The sequence below is a fragment of the Sphingobium herbicidovorans genome (genome assembly GCF_002080435.1).
GTDB classification, from domain to species: Bacteria; Pseudomonadota; Alphaproteobacteria; order Sphingomonadales; family Sphingomonadaceae; genus Sphingobium; species Sphingobium herbicidovorans.
Genome location: NZ_CP020539.1, coordinates 631,716 through 650,084 on the forward strand (window position 1 = coordinate 631,716; position 18,369 = coordinate 650,084).

An 18,369-nucleotide genomic window follows, 5' to 3' on the forward strand; every position below is an offset into this window, starting at 1 on the left:
AGGCCTTTCATGTTTTCATTCGATCGCGCGCGTGCCCACGCGCGCCTTGCCAAGATGCCGGTGCTCTGCGCCGTGCTTCCACTTTTCCTCTACGCGCAGGCGGCTTCGGCCCAAAACCTGACGCTTTCCGATGCGCTGGCCCGGGTGGCGAGCGGCGATCCCGTCGTCGCGGCCACTGCGGCCCAACTCCAGGCGGCGAACGCCGCTATTGCCCAGGCCGATGTCCGTCCCCGCGACGTGATCGGCGTCGACGTCGAGGATTTCGCCGGCACAGGCCCCTATTCGCCGATCGACCGTTCGCAGACCACGGCCTGGTACGAGCGCACCTGGGAACGCGGCGGCAAGCGCGAAGCCCGCATCGGCGCCGCCCGCTCGTCGGTAGGCGTGACGTCGGCGCGTACGCGGCTACGGATGCTCGACCTTCTCGCCCAGGTGCAGGCGGCATGGGTCGAGGCGCTTTCCGCCGAGGCGGCGGTGGCGGTCGCCGGACAGCGGCTCGCCGAGGCCGAGCGGGTTGAAACCGAAGTCCGTCGCCGGGTCGCCGCTGCGCTCGATCCGCTGTTCGCGGCCGAGCGCGCGAAAACGTCGGTGGCGCAGGCGCGGATCGCGCTCGACCAGGCCCAGGCGGCCGCCCGCATCGCCCGCGCCTATCTCGCCGCCTGGTGGGGCGGCACGGCGGACTATCGGCTCGACACCGCGCCGTTCACCAATCTCGCCGCCGCTCCCGCCGCCGAGGGCGATCTTCCCGATCTCGCCTTGCTCGACGCCGAGCGCGCCGCAGCTGATGCGCGCGTTCGCCTTGCCGAGACCGGCAATGCGGGGGATCCGACCGCGCGGGTCGGCGTGCGGCATTTCGGCCAGGGCAACGACGTCGCGCTGGTGGTCGGCGGCTCTATCCCGCTCGGCAACCGTTCCGCCAATCGCGGCAATGTCGAGCGCGCACGTGCCGATGCCCAAGCGGCCGAAGCCGAGATCGCGGTGGCACGGGTCGAACGGCGACGCGAGATCGACCGGCTCACGGCCGAACGCGCCGCGCTCGCGACCGAAATCGTTCGGCTCGACCGCGAAGTGCTGCCGGGCGCCGAACGTGCGGTGGTCATGGTGCGCGACGGCTTCCGGCGCGGCGGCACCGCCTTCACCTTTCTCGAGGTGAGCCAGGCGAGCCAGGCGGTGATCGAGCTGCGCTCGCGCCGCATCGACCTGCTGCGCCGCTTCCATCTCATCGGCGCCCGGCTCGACCGGCTAACCGGCCGCCATCTTCCCCTCATCGCCAGCGCGGAGAACCGCTGATGAAGACCTCCTTCCTTGTACGCGGCGGCATCCTCGCCGCTTGCGCCTTGCTGGCCGCCTGCAGCGGCAGCCCCGCCGCCAACGAAACCGGGGAAGAACCCGCCGCCAAGGCCGCCGACTATGAGCGCGGCCCGCATCGCGGACGAATGCTGCGCGATGGCGATTTCGCGGTCGAGATGACCATCTTCGAGGATGGCGTCGAACCCGAGTTCCACGTCTACGCCTATCGCGGCGGCAAGCCCGTGACGCCGGGCGAAGTGCAACTCGGCGTCGAACTCACGCGGCTCGGCGGCCGGATCGACCGCTTCGCCTTCACGCCGCGCGAGGACTATCTGCTGGGAGGCGGCGTCGTGCATGAGCCGCATTCGTTCGACGTCAAGGTGCGCGCGGTCGAGGGCGGGCGCACACATAGCTGGTCCTATGCCTCCTACGAGGGCCGCACGACGATTTCCGCCGAGGCGGCGCGCGCCGGCGGTGTGAAGTCCGAACGGGCAGGACCCGTCGCCATCGCCGAGCTCATCGACATGGCCGGACGGATCGAGATCACGCCCGAAGGCAAGGCCGATGTCCGGGCGCGGCTGCCGGGGCAGATCGTCTGGATGAGCGGGCAGCTCGGCCAGCAGGTCCGCAAGGGTCAGGCCCTGCTCCGCGTCGAATCCAGCCACTCGCTCCAGACCTACGCGGTGCCGGCGCCGATCAGCGGCACGATCATCGAAAAGAACGCCAATGTCGGCGACGTAACCGGCGATCGCGCGCTGTTCGTGATCGCCGACCCGGCGAAGCTCCACGCCGAGTTCTTCGTGTATCCGCGCGATGCCGAGCGCGTCCGTGTCGGGCAGACGGTGCGCGTGCGCAGTCTTTCCGGAGAGGCGCGGATCGAGGCCGCGGTCGAGGCGGTCCTGCCGACCGCCGATCTCGCCAGCCAGACGCTGATGGCCCATGTCCACCTACCGGAATCGGCGGCGCGCATGTTCCGTCCCGGCATGGGCGTCGAGGGACAGTTCGCAGTCGCGTCGGCGAATGTCCCGCTCGCGGTCAGGACCAAGGCGATCCAGCGCTTCCGCGACTTCGAGGTGGTCTATGCCAAAGTCGGCAACACCTATGAGGTGCGGATGCTCGAGATCGGGCGGCGCACGCCCGAGTGGACCGAGATCCTCGGCGGGCTCGAACCCGGCACCGAATATGTGACCGACGGCGCCTTCCTGATCCGCGCGGATGTCGAGAAGTCGGGGGCGAGCCATGACCATTGAGGCTCCCGCCCGTCCGCCGCTGTTCGAACGCCCACCGATTCTGGAAAGGCTCGTCGCCGGCGCGATCCGGTTCCGCTGGGCGGTACTGGCCGCCGTCGCGCTGCTCTGCGCCATCGGCATCTGGGCGTTCCAGCGCCTGCCCATCGACGCGACTCCGGACATCACCAACGTCCAGGTCCAGATCAACAGCGAAGCGGCGGGCTTCTCGCCGCTCGAGGCCGAGCAGCGCGTGACCTTCCCGGTCGAGACCGCAATTGCGGGTCTGCCGGGGCTGCAATATACCCGCTCGGTCTCGCGTTACGGGCTCTCCCAGGTGACTGCGGTCTTCGCCGATGGCACCGACATCTATTTCGCGCGGCAACTCGTCAACGAACGGCTGCAGAACGCGCGCGACCAGTTGCCCGAAGGGGTGGTGCCCGAGATGGGGCCGATCGCGACGGGCCTGGGCGAGATTTTCATGTACACGCTGGAGGCGCAGCCGGGTGCGCGCAAACCCGACGGCAGCGCCTACAGTCCCGAGGATCTACGCACGCTCCAGGACTGGGTGATCCGCCCGCAGCTCAGGAACACGCCCGGCGTCACCGAGGTCAACAGCATTGGAGGCTACGAGCGGCAATATCATGTGACGCCGCTGCCCGAGCGGCTCTCCGCCTACGGCCTCACCCTGAACGATGTCGTGCAGGCGCTTGGACGCAACAACGCCAATGTCGGTGCTGGTTATGTCGAGCGCTATGGCGAGCAGTATCTCATCCGCGTGCCCGGCCAGGCGTCGGGTATCGACGATTTGAAGTCGATCATCGTCACCAATCGCGGCGGCGTGCCGATCCGCATCGCCGATGTCGCCGACGTGGGCCTGGGAGAGGAGCTGCGCACGGGCGCCGCCACCGAGAACGGCCGCGAGGTTGTGCTCGGCACCGTGTTCATGCTCGCGGGCGAGAACAGCCGGATCGTTGCCCGCGCAGCAGCCGAACGGCTTGCCGAGGCGGCCAAAGCGCTGCCGGCCGGCGTCAAAGCCGAGGCGATCTACGACCGCACCGAGCTCGTCGAGCGCGCGATCGGCACGGTCGAGAAGAACCTCGCCGAGGGCGCGCTGCTCGTCATCGTCGTACTGTTCCTGCTGCTCGGCAATATCCGCGCGGCGCTGATCACCGCCGCGGTCATCCCGATCACGATGCTGATGACGATCACCGGGATGCTCCAGGCGGGCGTGTCGGGGAACCTGATGAGCCTCGGTGCGCTGGACTTCGGCCTGATCGTCGATGGCGCGGTCATCATCGTCGAGAATTGCCTGCGCCGATTCGGCGAGGCGCAGCATGGGCATGGCCGGCTGCTGACGCGCACGGAGCGGTTCGATCTCGCGGCATCCGCCACATCCGAGGTGATCCGCCCGTCTTTGTTCGGCGTGCTGATCATCGCGCTCGTCTATGTGCCGATCTTCGCGCTGACCGGCGTCGAGGGAAAGATGTTCCATCCCATGGCAATCACCGTGGTCATGGCGCTCAGCGCCGCCTTGATCCTGTCGCTGTCCTTCGTGCCGGCGGCGGTCGCGCTGTTCGTCACGGGCAGGGTCGAGGAGAAGGAAAGCCGGCTCATGGTTCTCGCGCGCAAGGCCTATGCCCCCGCGCTCGACATGGCGCTCCGGCTGCGCGTCGCGGTCGTGGTCGGCGCGGTGGCGCTGGTCGCGCTCGCCGGCCTCGCCGCCAGCCGCATGGGATCGGAGTTCGTGCCCAATCTCGATGAAGGCGACATCGCGCTCCATGCGCTGCGTATTCCCGGCACCAGCCTCAGCCAGGCAATCGAGATGCAGAGAGCGCTGGAGGCGCGGCTCAAGCGCTTCCCCGAGGTCGAGCGGATCGTCGCCAAGATCGGCACCGCCGAGGTCGCGACCGACCCGATGCCGCCTTCGGTCGCCGATACCTTCGTGATGCTAAAGCCTCGCGACGAATGGCCCGACCCGCGCAAGCCCCGGACCCAGCTCGTCACCGAGATGCACGCGGCGGCCCGGACCATCCCCGGCAACAACTACGAGTTCACCCAGCCCATCCAGATGCGGTTCAACGAGCTCCTGTCGGGGGTGCGCGCCGATGTCGCGGTCAAGGTGTTCGGCGACGATCTCGACCGGCTGCACGAAATCGGCCAGGCGATCGAGAAGGTCGTGGCGGGCATCGATGGCGCGCAGGACGTGAGCGTCGAGCAGGTCACAGGCCTTCCAGTGCTGCAGATCACGCCCGACCGAGCCGCGCTCGCCCGGCTCGGTCTCAATGTCGGCGACGTGCAGGACGTGGTCGCGGTGTCGATCGGCGGCGCGCCCGCCGGACAGATTTTCGAGGGCGACCGCCGCTTCGCGATTATCGTTCGCCTGCCCGAAGATCTTCGCACGCGGGTCGACGAGATCGGCCGGCTGCGCATCCCGCTGGGAGCCGGCGGCGGCGAACCACGCGGCTTCGTGCCGCTCGAGGACGTCGCCAAGGTCGAGGTGGTCATCGGCCCCAACCAGGTCAGCCGCGAAGACGGCAAGCGCCGCGTCGTCGTCACCGCCAATGTCCGCGGCCGCGACCTCGGTTCGTTCGTCGAGGAGCTCCGCAGCAAGGTCGGGGCGCAGGTCGAGATGCCCGCCGGCTACTGGGTGAGCTACGGCGGCACCTTCGAACAGCTGATCTCCGCTGCCAAGCGGCTGCAGCTGGTGGTGCCGGCGGCGATGCTGTTGATCTTCGGCCTGCTCTATGCGCTGTTCCGCTCGGGTCGGGACGCCGCGATCGTCTTCTCCGGGGTGCCGCTGGCACTCACCGGCGGCGTTGCGGCGCTGTTGATCCGGGGGCTGCCGCTCTCCATCTCGGCAGGCATCGGGTTCATCGCGCTCTCGGGCGTGGCGGTGCTGAACGGAGTGGTGATGCTGAGCTTCATCCGGTCGCTGCTGGCCGAAGGCCGCAGCCTTGAGGACGCGATCCGCGAGGGCGCGCTGACGCGCCTGCGGCCGGTGCTGATGACCGCGCTGGTTGCGAGCCTCGGCTTCGTGCCGATGGCGTTCAACGTCGGCGCGGGGGCCGAGGTGCAACGGCCGCTGGCGACGGTGGTCATCGGCGGTGTCATCTCGTCGACGCTGCTCACCCTGTTGGTGCTGCCCACGCTCTATCGGCTCGTCCGCCGCAAGGAAGGCGAAGCGGATCGGCCTTTGGTGACGGAGGCGACAGCATGAGCCTCAGATCCTGGGTCGCCTGGCCGGGCGCGCCGTTCGGCATTGCCTCGGCGGCATTGTTCGGGGCGAGCACGCCGCTCGCCAAGGCGCTCCTGGGCGAAGGCGTGAACCCCTGGCTGCTGGCGAGCCTGCTCTATCTGGGATCGGGGTTAGGGCTGGCGTTCGTCTGGGTGCTGCGAAGACGGGTGAGCAACGAAGCGCCGCTCGTTCGTGGCGACTGGGGCTGGATGGCACTCGTGGTGCTTGCCGGGGGCGTTGCCGGCCCGCTGCTGCTGATGCTTGGCCTGACGACCACGCCAGCCTCCTCGGCCGCACTACTTCTCAACCTCGAGGGCCTCGCGACGATGGGCATTGCCTGGGCGGTGTTCCGCGAGAATGTTGATCGCCGACTGCTGCTCGGGGCGTTAGCGATCCTGGCGGGCGCGGCGCTGCTGGCCTGGCAGGGCACCGGCAGCGGATTCGGACTGGGCGCGGTCGCCATCGCCGGCGCCTGCCTCGCCTGGGGGATCGACAACAACCTCACACGCGGCAAGGGTACGAAACTCACGCTCACCGCTGGGCGCATGACGCTCAACCTGGGATCGCGCCGGCTGGTCGCGGCTGACGACTATCGCAACACGACCAATGGCTACACCGGCCTGCGCGCCGACATCGCCGCGCCGCAGGGCTGGAAGACGACGCTGATCTACACTCTGCCGCAAGTCCGTCTGCCCGACGACACCCAAGGCATTCGCGATGCCAAAGTGCGACTCGACAGGGAAAGCTTCGATCTCGTGCTGTGGGGCGGGCAGGTCAGCAAGGCCAAGGCGATCGGGGCAGCAATGGCGGAGCTAAGCTATTTCCATCTCGGCGAGCGCGATGCACCCGGGCGGCCCACACGGGACCGCTCGCTCGACACGTTCGGTGGGCGGATCATTGCCGAGCCGCGGGCCAGCAAGTTCGACTACGAGATCGAGGCCTTCTACCAGACCGGCCATGTCAGCGCGTCACCGGCGCCCACTGCGGCGCGGCAAAGCGTCGGCGCGAGCTTCATCCATGCCGACGTCGGCTACAGCTTCGCCGGCCCTTGGAAGCCGCGCCTATCGGTCGAGTTCGACCGGGCCAGCGGCGACAAACCCGGCGGCAGGTTCGGCCGCTTCGACACACTGTTCGGCATGCGCCGCGCCGATCTCGCGCCGGCCGGGCTCTACAATGCCATCGCCCGGACCAATATCATGACGCCCGGCATTCGCATCGAAGCGACACCGAGCAAGCGGCTCGACTGGTTCGCCTCTTATCGGCCGATGTGGCTGGCAGCGGATCAGGACAGCTTCTCCTCCACCAGCGTGCGCGACGCCTCGGGGCGCTCCGGTGATTTTGCCGGTCACCAGATCGAGGCACGCATTCGCTACTGGCTCGTGCCCACGCGGCTGCGCTTCGAACTCGACGGCCTGCTGCTCGCCAAGGGGCGCTTCCTCCGCGACGCACCCAATGCGCCGCCGGGAGAATGGACGCGCTATGGTTCGTTCAACTTGACGGCGAGCTTCTGACGGGCGGTCGGCTTGCGATCGCGTGTATTGGACGCCCACCCAACCTGACGAAGGTCATTTTGAGAGCAGGCAAATAGGGTTCTGTCAGCTCATCTTGGAAACGGACTTCCTGGAAAGTTCGCGCAGCGATGCTCACGGTAGCCGACGGCGGTCCCGCAACCTGTAGTAACGATGTACTGCCCAAAAGACTAAGCCGCGAGTGCGTCATCCGCCAAAGAGAAGTCCTCAGGACTTAATTTTCGGCCCACTTCATCAAAGGCGTAGACGGCCGAAATACGCGATCCGTCCCATGCAAAACGATAGTGAACCGTCTGGATGGTTCGCCCCAGCCTGTCGCCTCGCAAAACCGCGTAGCAGCGGTGCGACGGTCGCTCAGGGGGCAGTAGATGATGCCATCCGCCGCTTCTGGCAAATCTCTTGCTATCTCCCAGCGTTTTTCCCGCTCCAGGTTGGGCGAAACTTCCGAGAGGTCCGCAAACTTTCCCGCCACCGGGGTCTTGAGCATCCGCATGTCCAAGCCAAGGGCGGCCTCACTCGTTCGCCGCAGGAATCCTTCGCGCCGAGCGACCGCTACAGCAAGCGCCGTCTGTTGATCGTCGGAAAGTTCCAACGCTGGCCAGGTAGACGGGAAGAAGCGGCTCCCCTCAGGGTTGAGGTATTTGAACGGAGCGAGATTCCAGTTTTGAAGCTGCGGCGACCCGCTATCACCATATAAGGCTCGTAGCCGCTCATCTGACTGTAAACGCGGATTGGTGCGCGCCTCGATCTCCGCGAGTTGATCGAGCCTGTCGTTTGCCACGAGGCCGTCGAAAACTGAAACGGGCGGGAAACGCGAGGGAATAAGCCTGTAAAGCTCACATTCGATGTCGACCAACTCCATTGCGATCAACCCCCGCGCTGAGCATCCAAATATTGCCGAACTCGATATATGTCTGCGACTCCCCCTCGCAACATGATAGCCAGGGCAGACTGACCATCAAAAAATTCGTTGGGCTTTTGCATCCACGCGTCGCCGCGTTCGTCGACCGTGAACAGGATACGCAGGGCCTTCCAGATGGCCAAGATGTGAGAGAGGCGTTCTGTCGTATCATTCGGAAGCGTTCCGCCCTCTTTCTTCCATTTGAAGAATGTCGACCTGCCCGGTGAGCCCAAGAGCCTGATCTGATCGTCAGTGGTCAACTCCCAGCGTTCCGCGATCTGGAAAAAGGCCTCTAGCTCCACCGGAATCCGGGTCGTTCCCATGCCCGCGCGAGCATCGGCTTGCGAATTGCCCATAAAAAGCTCCCCGGTCCATTTCTGGACTTGATTTGCAAATCAGTCCTAATACATACAGTTCAAATCAGGACTCGAACGCGATTCTAGTCCATGATGACACGGCGTCAAGAGTCCTCTCAGGAGATCATGATGAACAGCAACAATGGAAATCCGCCGGGCCACCCGGATCATCCGCAGCACCCCGATGTGCCCAAAGGCCCGCCGAGCCATACACCCGGCCGTCCGGATGGTCCGCCGGTGCCGTCCAACCCGCCACCCCACCGCCCGGTTGGTTGAACAGATGACCGCAACCGAGGGCTGGTGGGACTCGTGGGACGGCCTGTACCGGGCCGAATTGGCCGCGTTTGAACGCCACGGCGCTGCGGTTTTGGTTAAGCACAAGTCAGATGGCTTCCTCCTGTTGGAAGCTATCTGGCCGGCCAAGGAGCGAGGAGATATTCGGCTACTTGTCGGGTTCTCCTCGTTACACCCCTATTGCCGCCCCGAAGTGACGGCACCCGATCTTGAACTCGATCGCCATCAAAATCCGCACAGCAAGGCCCTTTGCCTTTTGATCCAAGGCAATGACCAGTGGGACCCGAACGAACTTGTGGCTGACATGATCGACCGCCAGTTGCAGCAGCTGTTCGATGCCATCGGCCACCGCAATGCTGGTTCTTGGGAAGAAGCGGCCAAGGCGGAGGAGCCTTATCCAGATCCGCTCTCGACCTATTTTAACGGCCAGGGTGAAACCAACTCTGCCGTGTACTTTGGACAGGGGCGCACCGCTCCAACCGGCAAATTCGGCCCAGCGACCGCCGTCAGCCAGGAACGCCCGATAGCCGGCCCTAAGAAGGACGGCGCAGCTTTCGAAGCGATCATGACGCAGACGAGACCTGCTAAAGGGGTTTGGCTCGCAGAGCCATTTGAACTGCCGCAGCGAACAGGAAAGTGGTCGCCACTGCCAGCCCGATGGGTGCGCATGAAACCGACCCTTGGACGGGACGCGGCAGCCCTCCTAGCCGAAGCGGAAGCACTGGTCGCAGCTGAGGCGAACCTGTTCCAAGGGGAAGCAAGCGGCTGGACGAAGATCGGGAAAGCCCCCTTGAGCATCACGGCGATTCTCATCGAGGAGGAGGTCGCTTATGGGCCGAATGGTCTTGGTGACGGATGGATTTTCCTGGCTAATCGTTGGGTCGGCAAGCGTCGCCATGTCAGCTTCATCCGGGGCTACGGCATTTCCGACGACATGTTCAGTCGATTGCCGGTCGCCAGCGCACTGCGCGGTAAGAAGGCCCTGCTCATAGGATGTGGTGCGATCGGAAGCTTCGCCGCTATTGAGCTGGCGCGAGCCGGTTTCAAGGAAATCAGCCTGTTCGATCCCGACCTGGTCGAGCCCGGCAATTATGTTCGCTGGCCGCTCGGTCGCGCGGTATGGGGTGTTTCCAAGTCCGAAGTGCTCGCAGCGTTCATCCAGCAAAACTACCCGTGGACGCAGGCGTCCAGCGGCCAAACCAAAGTCGGCGCGGCGCTTTCTGACTCGCAAGACCTTGGACAACTCAAAGGGAACCCGTTGCAGCAATTGCGATCGCTGATCGGCTCAGTTGACGTCGTGATCGACACGTCGGCGTCAACCGAATGCCAGCAGGCGCTGGCGTTTCATTGCAAAGATATCGGAACCCCTCTTGTGATCGGCTATGCAACCCTGGGCGCCGCAGGCGGCGTGGTCGCGAAGTTCGCGACCGATCATCCAGCATGCTTCCTATGCGTCCAATCTCAATGGCTTGACGGCACGTTACCGCAGCCCGCGGAAGACACCGGCGGCACCGTACTTCCTGTCGGATGCAATGCGCCGACATTCACGGGGGGCTCGTTCGATCTGCAGGAAGTGTCGCTACAAGTTGTTCGCGGTGTGCTTGCCGTCACCATTCCGGATGTTTTCGACGCGGGGGATTGGGACGTTGCCGTCCTCTCGCACTTCAAGGACGGGAGGCGGATCCTACCGACCTGGGAGGTCGGGCATGCCCGCGCGCACCCCGTCTGCTGTGGCCGGGAGGTTGCGTGACTCTCTGGCTCAGCGCCGCCGCAAATCGTCGAATTCTTCAACTGGGCACCGCATTCCATCCGCTGGAAACAGGCGGCGTGATGCTCGGTTGGCACGATGGCGACGATCGGATCGTGGCCCGGGTCATCGGTCCCGGACCACGCGCAATGCACGGGCGGCACGCCTTCATACCGGATCATGTTTGGCAACTGGAGCAAATAGGTCAGGCATTTTCGGCCAGCGCTGGCGATTTGGATTATCTTGGAGACTGGCACACGCATCCGGATACCCCGGCAGTGATGAGCAATGAGGACCATATGACCCTGCGCCGCATCGGCAAGCGGGTCCCCAGGGCCGCGATGCTCATCGCCTCGCTGAGTGAGAAACGCTACGAGAGCCGGGCCTGGACCTATAACAAGCCGGGCCTGCTGGCACGGGCGCGGTCCGTCGAGACTGACGTCCGGATCTTTGAACCGCCTGAAGAGTGGGGTTTGGAGAAGATCGGCGGACCTTCTGCAATTCAGGGGCTCAGCCTGATTTCTAATGTGATTGTATCATGCCGTTTCGCCGCGACAGACCTAGCCCCGTCACCCAATCTTCGCCATTAGTCGGCCAGCCGCGCCCTGCTCGGCCGCGAGATTCCGGTTGTAAGCGAGAGGCATGCGCGGGCTCTTCCAGCGCAGGGCGTCCATGATCCCGGCGAGATCCTCCCCGACGACGAACAAGTCCTGATTGAGGCCCACTCGAGTCGAATGCGCGCTGATCCCCTTGAGCAGCCGTTCCAGATCGTCCTTGGTCAAATCCGGTAGTGCGCCGCGCTCGAAAGCTTGATTGATGATGGCGCGCCAGATCGGCCCGATCGAGCCGGGATGCAGCGCCGCCGTGCCGATATCATATTCCACACGCGCCGCCACAGCTGGCTTCGGTAGCGTCTTGCGCAAGTCCCAGGTCTCGCGACTCGAGATGCTATCGATGCGCCGCCCCGGGACCGCCTTGCGGGCCTTGTAGCGCCGTACCTGCACCCGGCGGAACAAGGGGCCGGCCTCAATGCCCGAGGCAGCACGCCAGGCCGCAATGGCGCGCACGGATCGCCGCGACAGATAAGCGGTCGCCCCCTCTCCTTCCGGATCTCCCTTGCTGCGCGCAATAGTCAGTAGCCGCGCCTCCGGGTCAAGCGCCTCCGTGATGTCCGTGACGTCGATCACCACCAGCTCGGAGGCGCGAACGCGCCGCTCGCGAACCACAAAAGAAGCTGCGCGCCGACAATGATCGCGAGCCACTTGTGAGTGCGGCTCGCGAGAAGGTGCAGCCGAAGTTTGGTGCTTCTCAGGGTCGAATCTCCATCCTTGCGTGTCTCATTTCGTGCCTGCCAGATTCTTCATCATCCCGCGTGGCCGACAGGTGCGCCCGCGACCAGCGCTTGTACGGCTCAGCCGTCATCCCCGAGAGTTAGCGCACGAACGCCACCGTGTCCCAGACAGGGGATCCGGTGCGTCTTGCCCCCCGCCGGCTCGGCCGTCAGCTTACACCATGCTTGATAATCCAGGGCTGCTGAGCGGGCGTGAGGCGTTGCGCCACCCCTCGCCAGTTCGGGGCTTGCCGTTAAGGGCCTTGGCTCACCTCCGATTCCTCCGCGCCGGGGCGATAGATGACAGCCGCTGCACATCTCTCCGTAGAGGCCGACACCGACTGACACCCGTTGCGCCGACGCAAAATCCGGCCGCGCCCTTGGCAATCAGCCCGCTGGCACGGCGGTCGAACAGGTCAGTTGCTTGTCCGGCTTACAGATAGCGCCCGATCGCACTGCCCGGGCTCGGTCACGTCCTGAACTTCGGTGACGTTCAGGACGTGGCTGCGATCTCGATCGGTGGGCGGCCCAGCTTTTCGAGGGCGATCGCGTGACGGGCTAACCAACGACGGGATCTTTGACCCACCCCAAGGCATCGTGCAGCTCTGATATGTCGGCGTCGATGATCGCGTACAGGTCTTTATCTTCCTCGCGAAAGAACATGCGCGCCTTCGCTTCGTCTTCGGCAGGGGGAAGCATCGCTCCCAGGCGCTCCGGCCATTTCGCGTCTATGAATCTCATGAGCCGCTTCCAGGCCGCGGATCGGGTCTGATGGAGGCTCAGGACGGGAACGCCGTTTACTACAATCGCAAGGATCGTCACCTGCATGGTCACATACGCCCCCTCGATTTCGTCATGTTCGTGATGATCTTGCGGAGGAGGACAACGTCTAACCTCCTGGCAGCATGTTGTCGTGTTCTCGAGAACCCTCGCTAACCGGCCCGTCCGTCTGATGGCCTGCCATTCGAGCATTTCCTGTGAAGGCCAGTCCTGCAATCTCCCGCTTCCAACGCAAGCTGGGGAAGAAGGCGGGAACATGGGCCATGTACTGGCGGTAGCTATCGCCGTAGGTCGCGAGCGCGTATCTCTCCTCATGCTTAGCCAAACGAATGTACATCACCACCAGCACTGGAAACATGGCAAGCGTCAGAAGCGTCGGCCATTGTAGCAAGAAACCGAGCATGACGAGGATGAACCCTACGTATTGAGGGTGCCGCACCCGGGCGTAGACCCCCGTCATTGCCAATTCGTGTTTGCGCTGACTCGTGTGAAGCGCCGTCCACGCGATCGAGATTAGCCAAAAGCCTACACCAATCAGCACAAAGCTGGCGATGTGGAACGGGCCGAAATGCGGATTGATGCGCCAGCCGAACATCATTTCCAGGATGTGGCCAGCATCGTGGCTCCACCAGTCGACGCCGGGGAAATGCGACTGGAGCCACCCCGACAGCAGGAAGATGGTGAGCGGGAAGCCATACATTTCGGCGAAGAGCGCGACGATGAACGCACTGAACGCGCCGAAGCTGCGCCAGTCGCGCCGCGTTGCCGGCTTGAAGAAGCTGAACGCAAAGAGGATGAAAACGGCGGCATTGACCAGCGCGAGCCCCCACAGACCATAGCCATAGTCGGCGTGCGTCATCGCGACTCTCCTTCGATGCGGCCGTTGGGATTGGCCGGCAAGCCGGCGGGTGCCTGGCCGGGCTCATGGCCATGCTGATGCCCACCTTGGCCGTGGTGCATGAACAGGTGCATGAGCGGGCAGGCGAGCAGGATGAGATAGGGCAGCACACCCAGGAAGTGCGCGGTATGCTCGGTAATGAGGAAGAAGCTGGCGACGAGCAGGAAGCCGATCAGAACGATCTTGCCGCGCTTGCGCATGCGATGGTCATGTTCGCCCATATGCCGTTCTCTTCTAGTCAACGTCCAGCCTGCATAGGCTCGAGTCCAAGGAGCAAGGTATAAGTAGAGACCGAAGTCCGAAGGGCATCGCGCAAGCATGGGTAAGGTGATCGATCGGATCGGCCACCGGTGTTCGCGCGACGCAACTGTCGGGAGCAGCAGTCGTGCTGCGGCTTTTGCGTATAGGCGTGCGGCGTCCGCGAATCAAAGCTGCGCTCACGAACATAATCGTGAGAGGCAGGCCCGCGTCCATGCACAAGAGAAAGAAACGGCACCATTCCCGCAACCAGTCCGGCGTGACCGTCCTCGAGCGCGAAGCAAGGATCGATCTGGCTAAGCGCCCGGCCGATGGTCTCGGCGTCGCCTTTCTCGGCGCATCGGGAACGGTCACAGGGTCGCGTTATCTGGTGGACGATGGTGAAACTCAGATCGTTGTCGATTCCGGCCTGTTTCAAGGACCCAGGGATCTGCGCCGCCTTAATTGGGCGCCAATTCCACCCGAAGTCGCCGATGTCGGCCAAGTCCTGCTGACCCACGCTCATCTCGATCACTCGGGCGCGCTACCGCGCATGGCGCGCCTGGGCTGGGACGGTACCGTCCTTGCCACCCGGGCGACCGCGGCCCTGTGCGAGCTCCTTCTTCCCGACAGCGGTCATCTGCAGGAAAAGGATGCGGAGTTCGCCAACCGGCACGGCTTCTCCAGGCACCAGCCGGCGCTGCCGCTCTACACCCAGGCTGACGCGCGTCTGGCATTGCAGCTCTTCCGGCCGATCGAGTTCGGAGCGTGGCATGCAGTCACGGACGGCATCAGGGTGCGCTATCATCGCGCCGGCCACATCCTCGGCGCGGCGTCGATCGAGATCGACTGGAAGGGGCGGACAATCCTCTTCTCAGGCGACATCGGCCGTTACGGCGATTCGGTGATGAAAGATCCCGAGCCGCCCGCGCGCGCCGACTATGTCCTGGTGGAATCGACCTATGGCGATCGGCGCCACGAGCAGGTCGATCCGACAAAGACGCTTGGAGATCATGTCGAACGATGCGTCGAGAGAGGAGGGACGGTGGTGATCCCGGCCTTCGCCGTGGGACGGGTCCAGTCGCTTCTCTATCATTTCTCGCGTCTGCGCGCGCAGGGACGCCTCCGCGACATCCCGATCTTCCTCGACAGCCCGATGGCGATCAACGCGAGCGGGCTGATGTGCGATTTCATGGACGAGCATCGCCTGGCCCGCGCCGAGTGCGAAGCGGCGTGCAGCGTCGCGCACTATGTGCGCGAAGTGGAGGAATCCAAGGAACTCACCGCCAACCCCGCCCCAAAGGTCATCATCTCGGCCAGCGGAATGGCAACGGGCGGCCGCGTGCTCCACCATCTCAAGCGCTTCGCGCCGGATGGGAAGAACCTCATCCTCTTCTCGGGCTTCCAGGCGGCGGGCACCCGCGGCGCCGCCATGATCGGCGGCGCCCGGACGATCAAGATCCACGGCGAGTATATCCCGGTCGAAGCCGAGGTCGCCAACCTGACGATGCTCTCGGCGCATGCCGACAGCGACGAGCTCATGCGCTGGCTCGGCTCGCTGCACGAGGCCCCGCGCCACGTCTATGTCACCCATGGCGAGCCGACCGGCGCCCACGTCCTGGCGAAGCGTGTCTCGGAGGAACTGGGCTGGGCATGCAGCGTACCGGCGCTGGGTAGCTGGGGCATGCTCGCGTGAAGCCCGGGATCATCGAGAACGCCGAAGCAGAGTCTGTCGCGACGACGCTGCGGGCACGCCGCATCGGCCTGTCGGGTGCCGGTAGCGATCTGATCGCGGTCATGCGCCACGACTGTCCCGTCTGCCGCTCGGAAGGTCTTGCGTCCCGCGCGCAGGTCGCGCTGCGCGCCGGCGGGCGGGAAATCGTCGTCTCGCTGCTGCACAGTTCCGCGGAGACTCCAGCGCCCGGCGAGATCGGCCTCTCGGAATCCGCATGGCAGCGGCTCGGCGTCAGCGAGGGCGATCCGGTCGAGATCGCGCACGCCCAGCCTCTCGCCTCGCTCGCCGAAGTGCGTCGGCGTATCTATGGCAATCGTCTCAGTGACGGGGCTTTTTCAGCGATCATCACCGACATCGCCGAGCGACGCTATAGCGATGTCCATCTCTCGGCATTCGTCACGGCCTGCTCAGCGGTCCCGCTCGATACGGACGAAACGATCAGCCTGACCAGGGCGATGGTCGATGTCGGCGAGCGATTGCAGTGGCCCGGAACGGTCATCGTCGACAAGCATAGCGTCGGTGGATTGCCGGGCAATCGCACCACGCCGATCATCGTCTCGATCATGGCCGCGGAGGGCCTGATCATGCCCAAGACATCGTCGCGGGCGATCACCTCGCCGGCCGGCACGGCGGACACGATGGAGGTGCTGGCACCTGTCGACCTCGACGTTTCCGCAATCCGCAAGGTGGTCGAGCGCGAAGGCGGCTGCATCGCCTGGGGCGGCGCCGTCAACCTCAGCCCTGCCGACGATGTGATCATCGGCGTGGAACGGGTGCTCGATATCGATGCCGTCGGGCAGATGGTCGCCTCGGTGCTGTCCAAGAAAATCGCGGCCGGTGCGACCCATCTGGTCATCGACATCCCGGTCGGGCCGACCGCCAAGGTACGCGGAGCCGATGCCGCCGACACGCTCGAGCGGGCGCTGAGCTCTGTCGCCCAAGCCTTCGGGCTTCGCACGCGCGTGATGCGCGGCCCCGGCGCCGAGCCGATCGGACGGGGCATCGGTCCGGCGCTCGAGGCGCAGGATATCCTTGCCGTGCTCCAGGGGCAGCCGGGCGCCGAGGATCTCGCCCACCGGGCCTGCGAGCTGGCGGGAGGACTGCTTGAGCTCGCGGACGCAGCCCCGGCCGGCGAAGGCTATGCGCGTGCGCGGGCGTGCCTCGAAAGCGGCCGGGCCTGGGCCAAGTTCCAACGTATCTGCGAAGCGCAGGGCGGCATGCGGGCTCCACCGGTCGCCCGGTTCCAACAGGATATGATCGCTCCCTATAGCGGCCGCCTGGTGAGTATCGACAATCGCAAGCTCGCGACGGTCGCGAAGCTTGCCGGCGCGCCGATGGCCAAGGCCGCCGGCGTCGCGCTGCAGTGTCGGCTGAACCAGATGGTGGATGCCGGGGCTCCCTTGTGCACCATTCATGCCGAGAGCCCGGGCGAGCTCGATTATGCGGCGGCCTATGCGGTGAGCGACGGGCCGATCTTCGGGATTGAAGCGCTATGAACCGTCCCGTGCTGTTCGCGCTGCCTGGCAGCGAGGCCCTGGCACAGCCGCTATCCGCCGCGCTCGATGCAGAGGTCGGCACGATCGAGCATCGTCAGTTTCCTGACGGGGAAACCTATCTCAGGGTCGTAAGCGACGTCAGCGACCGCGAGGTCATCCTGCTGTCGAGTCTCGATCATCCGGACGCCAAGCTGTTGCCGCTGCTGTTCGCAGCCGACACCGCGCGCGATCTGGGCGCTCGCAGGATCGGGCTCGTCGCCCCCTACCTCGCTTACATGCGCCAGGACATACGCTTCCATGCCGGCGAGGCGGTGACGTCGCGAACCTTTGCCGCGATTCTGTCCCGCCATCTCGACTGGCTGGTGACGGTCGATCCGCATCTCCATCGCTATCATGCGTTGTCGGAAATCTACCGCATCCCGACCCAGGTTGTTCATGCCGCGCCACTTCTGGCCTCGTGGATCAAGCGCAATGTCGCTCGTCCGCTGATCATCGGTCCGGACCTGGAAAGCGAACAGTGGGTCTCGCAGGTGGCGGCCGATGCCGATGCTCCGTTTCTCGTGTGCGAGAAAATCCGGTCCGGCGACCGTGACGTCACCATCTCGATTCCGAATGCCCCAGCGTTTCTCGATCGCCAGCCGGTGCTGGTCGACGATATCGCCTCATCCGGCCGGACCCTCGCCGAGGCGGCGCGCCAGCTGGTCGGCATGGGGTTCGCGCGACCGGATTGCGTGGTCGTGCATCCGCTTTTCGCCGGCGATGCAGCGCAAGTCCTGGGTGGGCTCGTCGAGAGGATCGTCAGCACGAACGCTGTTGCGCATACCTCTAATGATATCGACGTGATGCCGGCGATTGCGGAGGCCGTTCGTCACGGAATTTGAACGGTGCGCTGCGCGTCAGTTCTTCAGTACTCAATGCTCAATGCACGATGAAAACGAACGCCCGGCAAACGCCGGGCGCATTCCCATCCATTGACCCTACACGAGCCCGAACCAATCTTCCGGGAACTTCGCTTTCGGAGAAAGTCGCGGCAGGAAAGGAGGATATGTCATGTCGCACACACGCTCTTTCCTTGATCCCTTCATCGTTGCTCGGACCCGCAGCTTGAGCCCGAAGTGAAGCCCGCCATCCTTGCATCCTGGGCGTCCGATCGCTCCGCCGTCGAGGGCCAACCGGCCCTCCGTCGCCCGCCAGCATCCCGGTGCCGGTCGACGATGTGATGGCAGCGCTGCGCTGGCTCGATCGCGCTGAGCGCGGCGCGGGCCTGGCATCCTTGGTTCGTCAGGAACAACCCGGTATCGGTGCCATCCTC

General features: G+C 64.9%; 13 protein-coding genes and 3 pseudogenes. 10 read left to right on the plus strand and 6 right to left on the minus strand.

Annotation, left to right across the window (positions count from 1 at the left end; translation table 11 throughout):
- The first annotated feature begins 9 nt into the window (after positions 1–9).
- From B6S01_RS17615 to B6S01_RS17630, 4 genes are read left to right on the plus strand one after another with little or no spacing between them, the layout of a single operon-like run.
- Positions 10–1,290, plus strand: a complete 1,281-nt coding sequence (locus B6S01_RS17615) for a TolC family protein (protein ID WP_021245250.1) — start codon at positions 10–12, stop codon at positions 1,288–1,290.
- Positions 1,290–2,540: an efflux RND transporter periplasmic adaptor subunit gene (locus tag B6S01_RS17620; RefSeq protein WP_021245249.1), complete on the plus strand. Its 1,251-nt coding sequence runs from the start codon at positions 1,290–1,292 to the stop codon at positions 2,538–2,540. The genes B6S01_RS17615 and B6S01_RS17620 overlap by 1 nt, the downstream gene beginning before the upstream one ends.
- A gap of 37 nt (positions 2,541–2,577) precedes the next feature.
- The gene (locus B6S01_RS17625) at positions 2,578–5,736 is read left to right on the plus strand and encodes an efflux RND transporter permease subunit (RefSeq protein ID WP_153017806.1); all 3,159 of its coding nucleotides are present in this window, start codon (positions 2,578–2,580) and stop codon (positions 5,734–5,736) included.
- Positions 5,733–7,265 carry an alginate export family protein gene (locus B6S01_RS17630; protein WP_021245247.1) on the plus strand — a complete coding sequence of 511 codons (1,533 nt, stop codon included), beginning with the start codon at positions 5,733–5,735 and terminating at the stop codon, positions 7,263–7,265. The genes B6S01_RS17625 and B6S01_RS17630 overlap by 4 nt, the downstream gene beginning before the upstream one ends.
- Positions 7,266–7,497: 232 nt before the next feature.
- On the opposite strand, the gene B6S01_RS17635 is transcribed toward B6S01_RS17630, so the two are convergent.
- Both B6S01_RS17635 and B6S01_RS17640 read right to left on the minus strand, forming a co-directional pair.
- Positions 7,498–8,145 carry an RES family NAD+ phosphorylase gene (locus tag B6S01_RS17635; RefSeq protein WP_234810797.1) on the minus strand — a complete coding sequence of 216 codons (648 nt, stop codon included), beginning with the start codon at positions 8,143–8,145 and terminating at the stop codon, positions 7,498–7,500.
- Between the two features lie 5 nt (positions 8,146–8,150).
- Positions 8,151–8,540, minus strand: a complete 390-nt coding sequence (locus tag B6S01_RS17640; RefSeq protein WP_020818070.1) for an MbcA/ParS/Xre antitoxin family protein — start codon at positions 8,538–8,540, stop codon at positions 8,151–8,153.
- 268 nt (positions 8,541–8,808) lie between these two features.
- Here B6S01_RS17640 and B6S01_RS17645 point away from each other — a divergent pair, with 268 nt between their 5' ends.
- Together B6S01_RS17645 and B6S01_RS17650 are read left to right on the plus strand one after the other, a co-directional pair.
- Positions 8,809–10,584, plus strand: a complete 1,776-nt coding sequence (locus B6S01_RS17645; RefSeq protein WP_197053195.1) for a ThiF family adenylyltransferase — start codon at positions 8,809–8,811, stop codon at positions 10,582–10,584.
- On the plus strand, positions 10,581–11,171 hold the full coding sequence (locus B6S01_RS17650; RefSeq protein WP_157704836.1) for a M67 family metallopeptidase: 591 nt from the start codon (positions 10,581–10,583) through the stop codon (positions 11,169–11,171). Before B6S01_RS17645 ends, B6S01_RS17650 begins: the two co-directional genes overlap by 4 nt.
- Here B6S01_RS17650 and B6S01_RS17655 read toward each other — a convergent pair.
- From B6S01_RS17655 to B6S01_RS17670, 4 genes and pseudogenes are all read right to left on the minus strand, one after another.
- Positions 11,151–11,789, minus strand: a pseudogene (locus tag B6S01_RS17655) (integrase); the annotation flags it as partial. The gene B6S01_RS17650 and the pseudogene B6S01_RS17655 sit on opposite strands and share 21 nt — an antisense overlap.
- A gap of 680 nt (positions 11,790–12,469) precedes the next feature.
- Positions 12,470–12,745 carry a hypothetical protein gene (locus B6S01_RS17660; protein WP_030541607.1) on the minus strand — a complete coding sequence of 92 codons (276 nt, stop codon included), beginning with the start codon at positions 12,743–12,745 and terminating at the stop codon, positions 12,470–12,472.
- Positions 12,746–12,800: 55 nt separating this feature from the next.
- Positions 12,801–13,550, minus strand: a complete 750-nt coding sequence (locus tag B6S01_RS17665; protein ID WP_021245240.1) for a methyltransferase family protein — start codon at positions 13,548–13,550, stop codon at positions 12,801–12,803.
- Positions 13,547–13,810, minus strand: coding sequence for a DUF2933 domain-containing protein (locus B6S01_RS17670; RefSeq protein ID WP_013039078.1), 264 nt, complete (start codon positions 13,808–13,810; stop codon positions 13,547–13,549). The genes B6S01_RS17665 and B6S01_RS17670 overlap by 4 nt, the downstream gene beginning before the upstream one ends.
- A 251-nt stretch (positions 13,811–14,061) precedes the next feature.
- Here B6S01_RS17670 and B6S01_RS17675 point away from each other — a divergent pair, with 251 nt between their 5' ends.
- The 4 genes and pseudogenes from B6S01_RS17675 to B6S01_RS22190 form a co-directional block, all read left to right on the plus strand.
- Entirely contained in the window at positions 14,062–15,522 is a 1,461-nt protein-coding gene (locus tag B6S01_RS17675; protein ID WP_021245239.1) for an MBL fold metallo-hydrolase RNA specificity domain-containing protein, read from the plus strand.
- Positions 15,519–17,057, plus strand: coding sequence for a thymidine phosphorylase family protein (locus tag B6S01_RS17680; RefSeq protein WP_021245238.1), 1,539 nt, complete (start codon positions 15,519–15,521; stop codon positions 17,055–17,057). Before B6S01_RS17675 ends, B6S01_RS17680 begins: the two co-directional genes overlap by 4 nt.
- Positions 17,054–17,960: pseudogene (locus B6S01_RS17685) on the plus strand (ribose-phosphate pyrophosphokinase); the annotation flags it as partial. The gene B6S01_RS17680 and the pseudogene B6S01_RS17685, both read left to right, overlap by 4 nt.
- A 147-nt stretch (positions 17,961–18,107) precedes the next feature.
- Positions 18,108–18,303: pseudogene (locus tag B6S01_RS22190) on the plus strand (hypothetical protein); the annotation flags it as partial.
- Between the last annotated feature and the right edge of the window lie 66 nt (positions 18,304–18,369).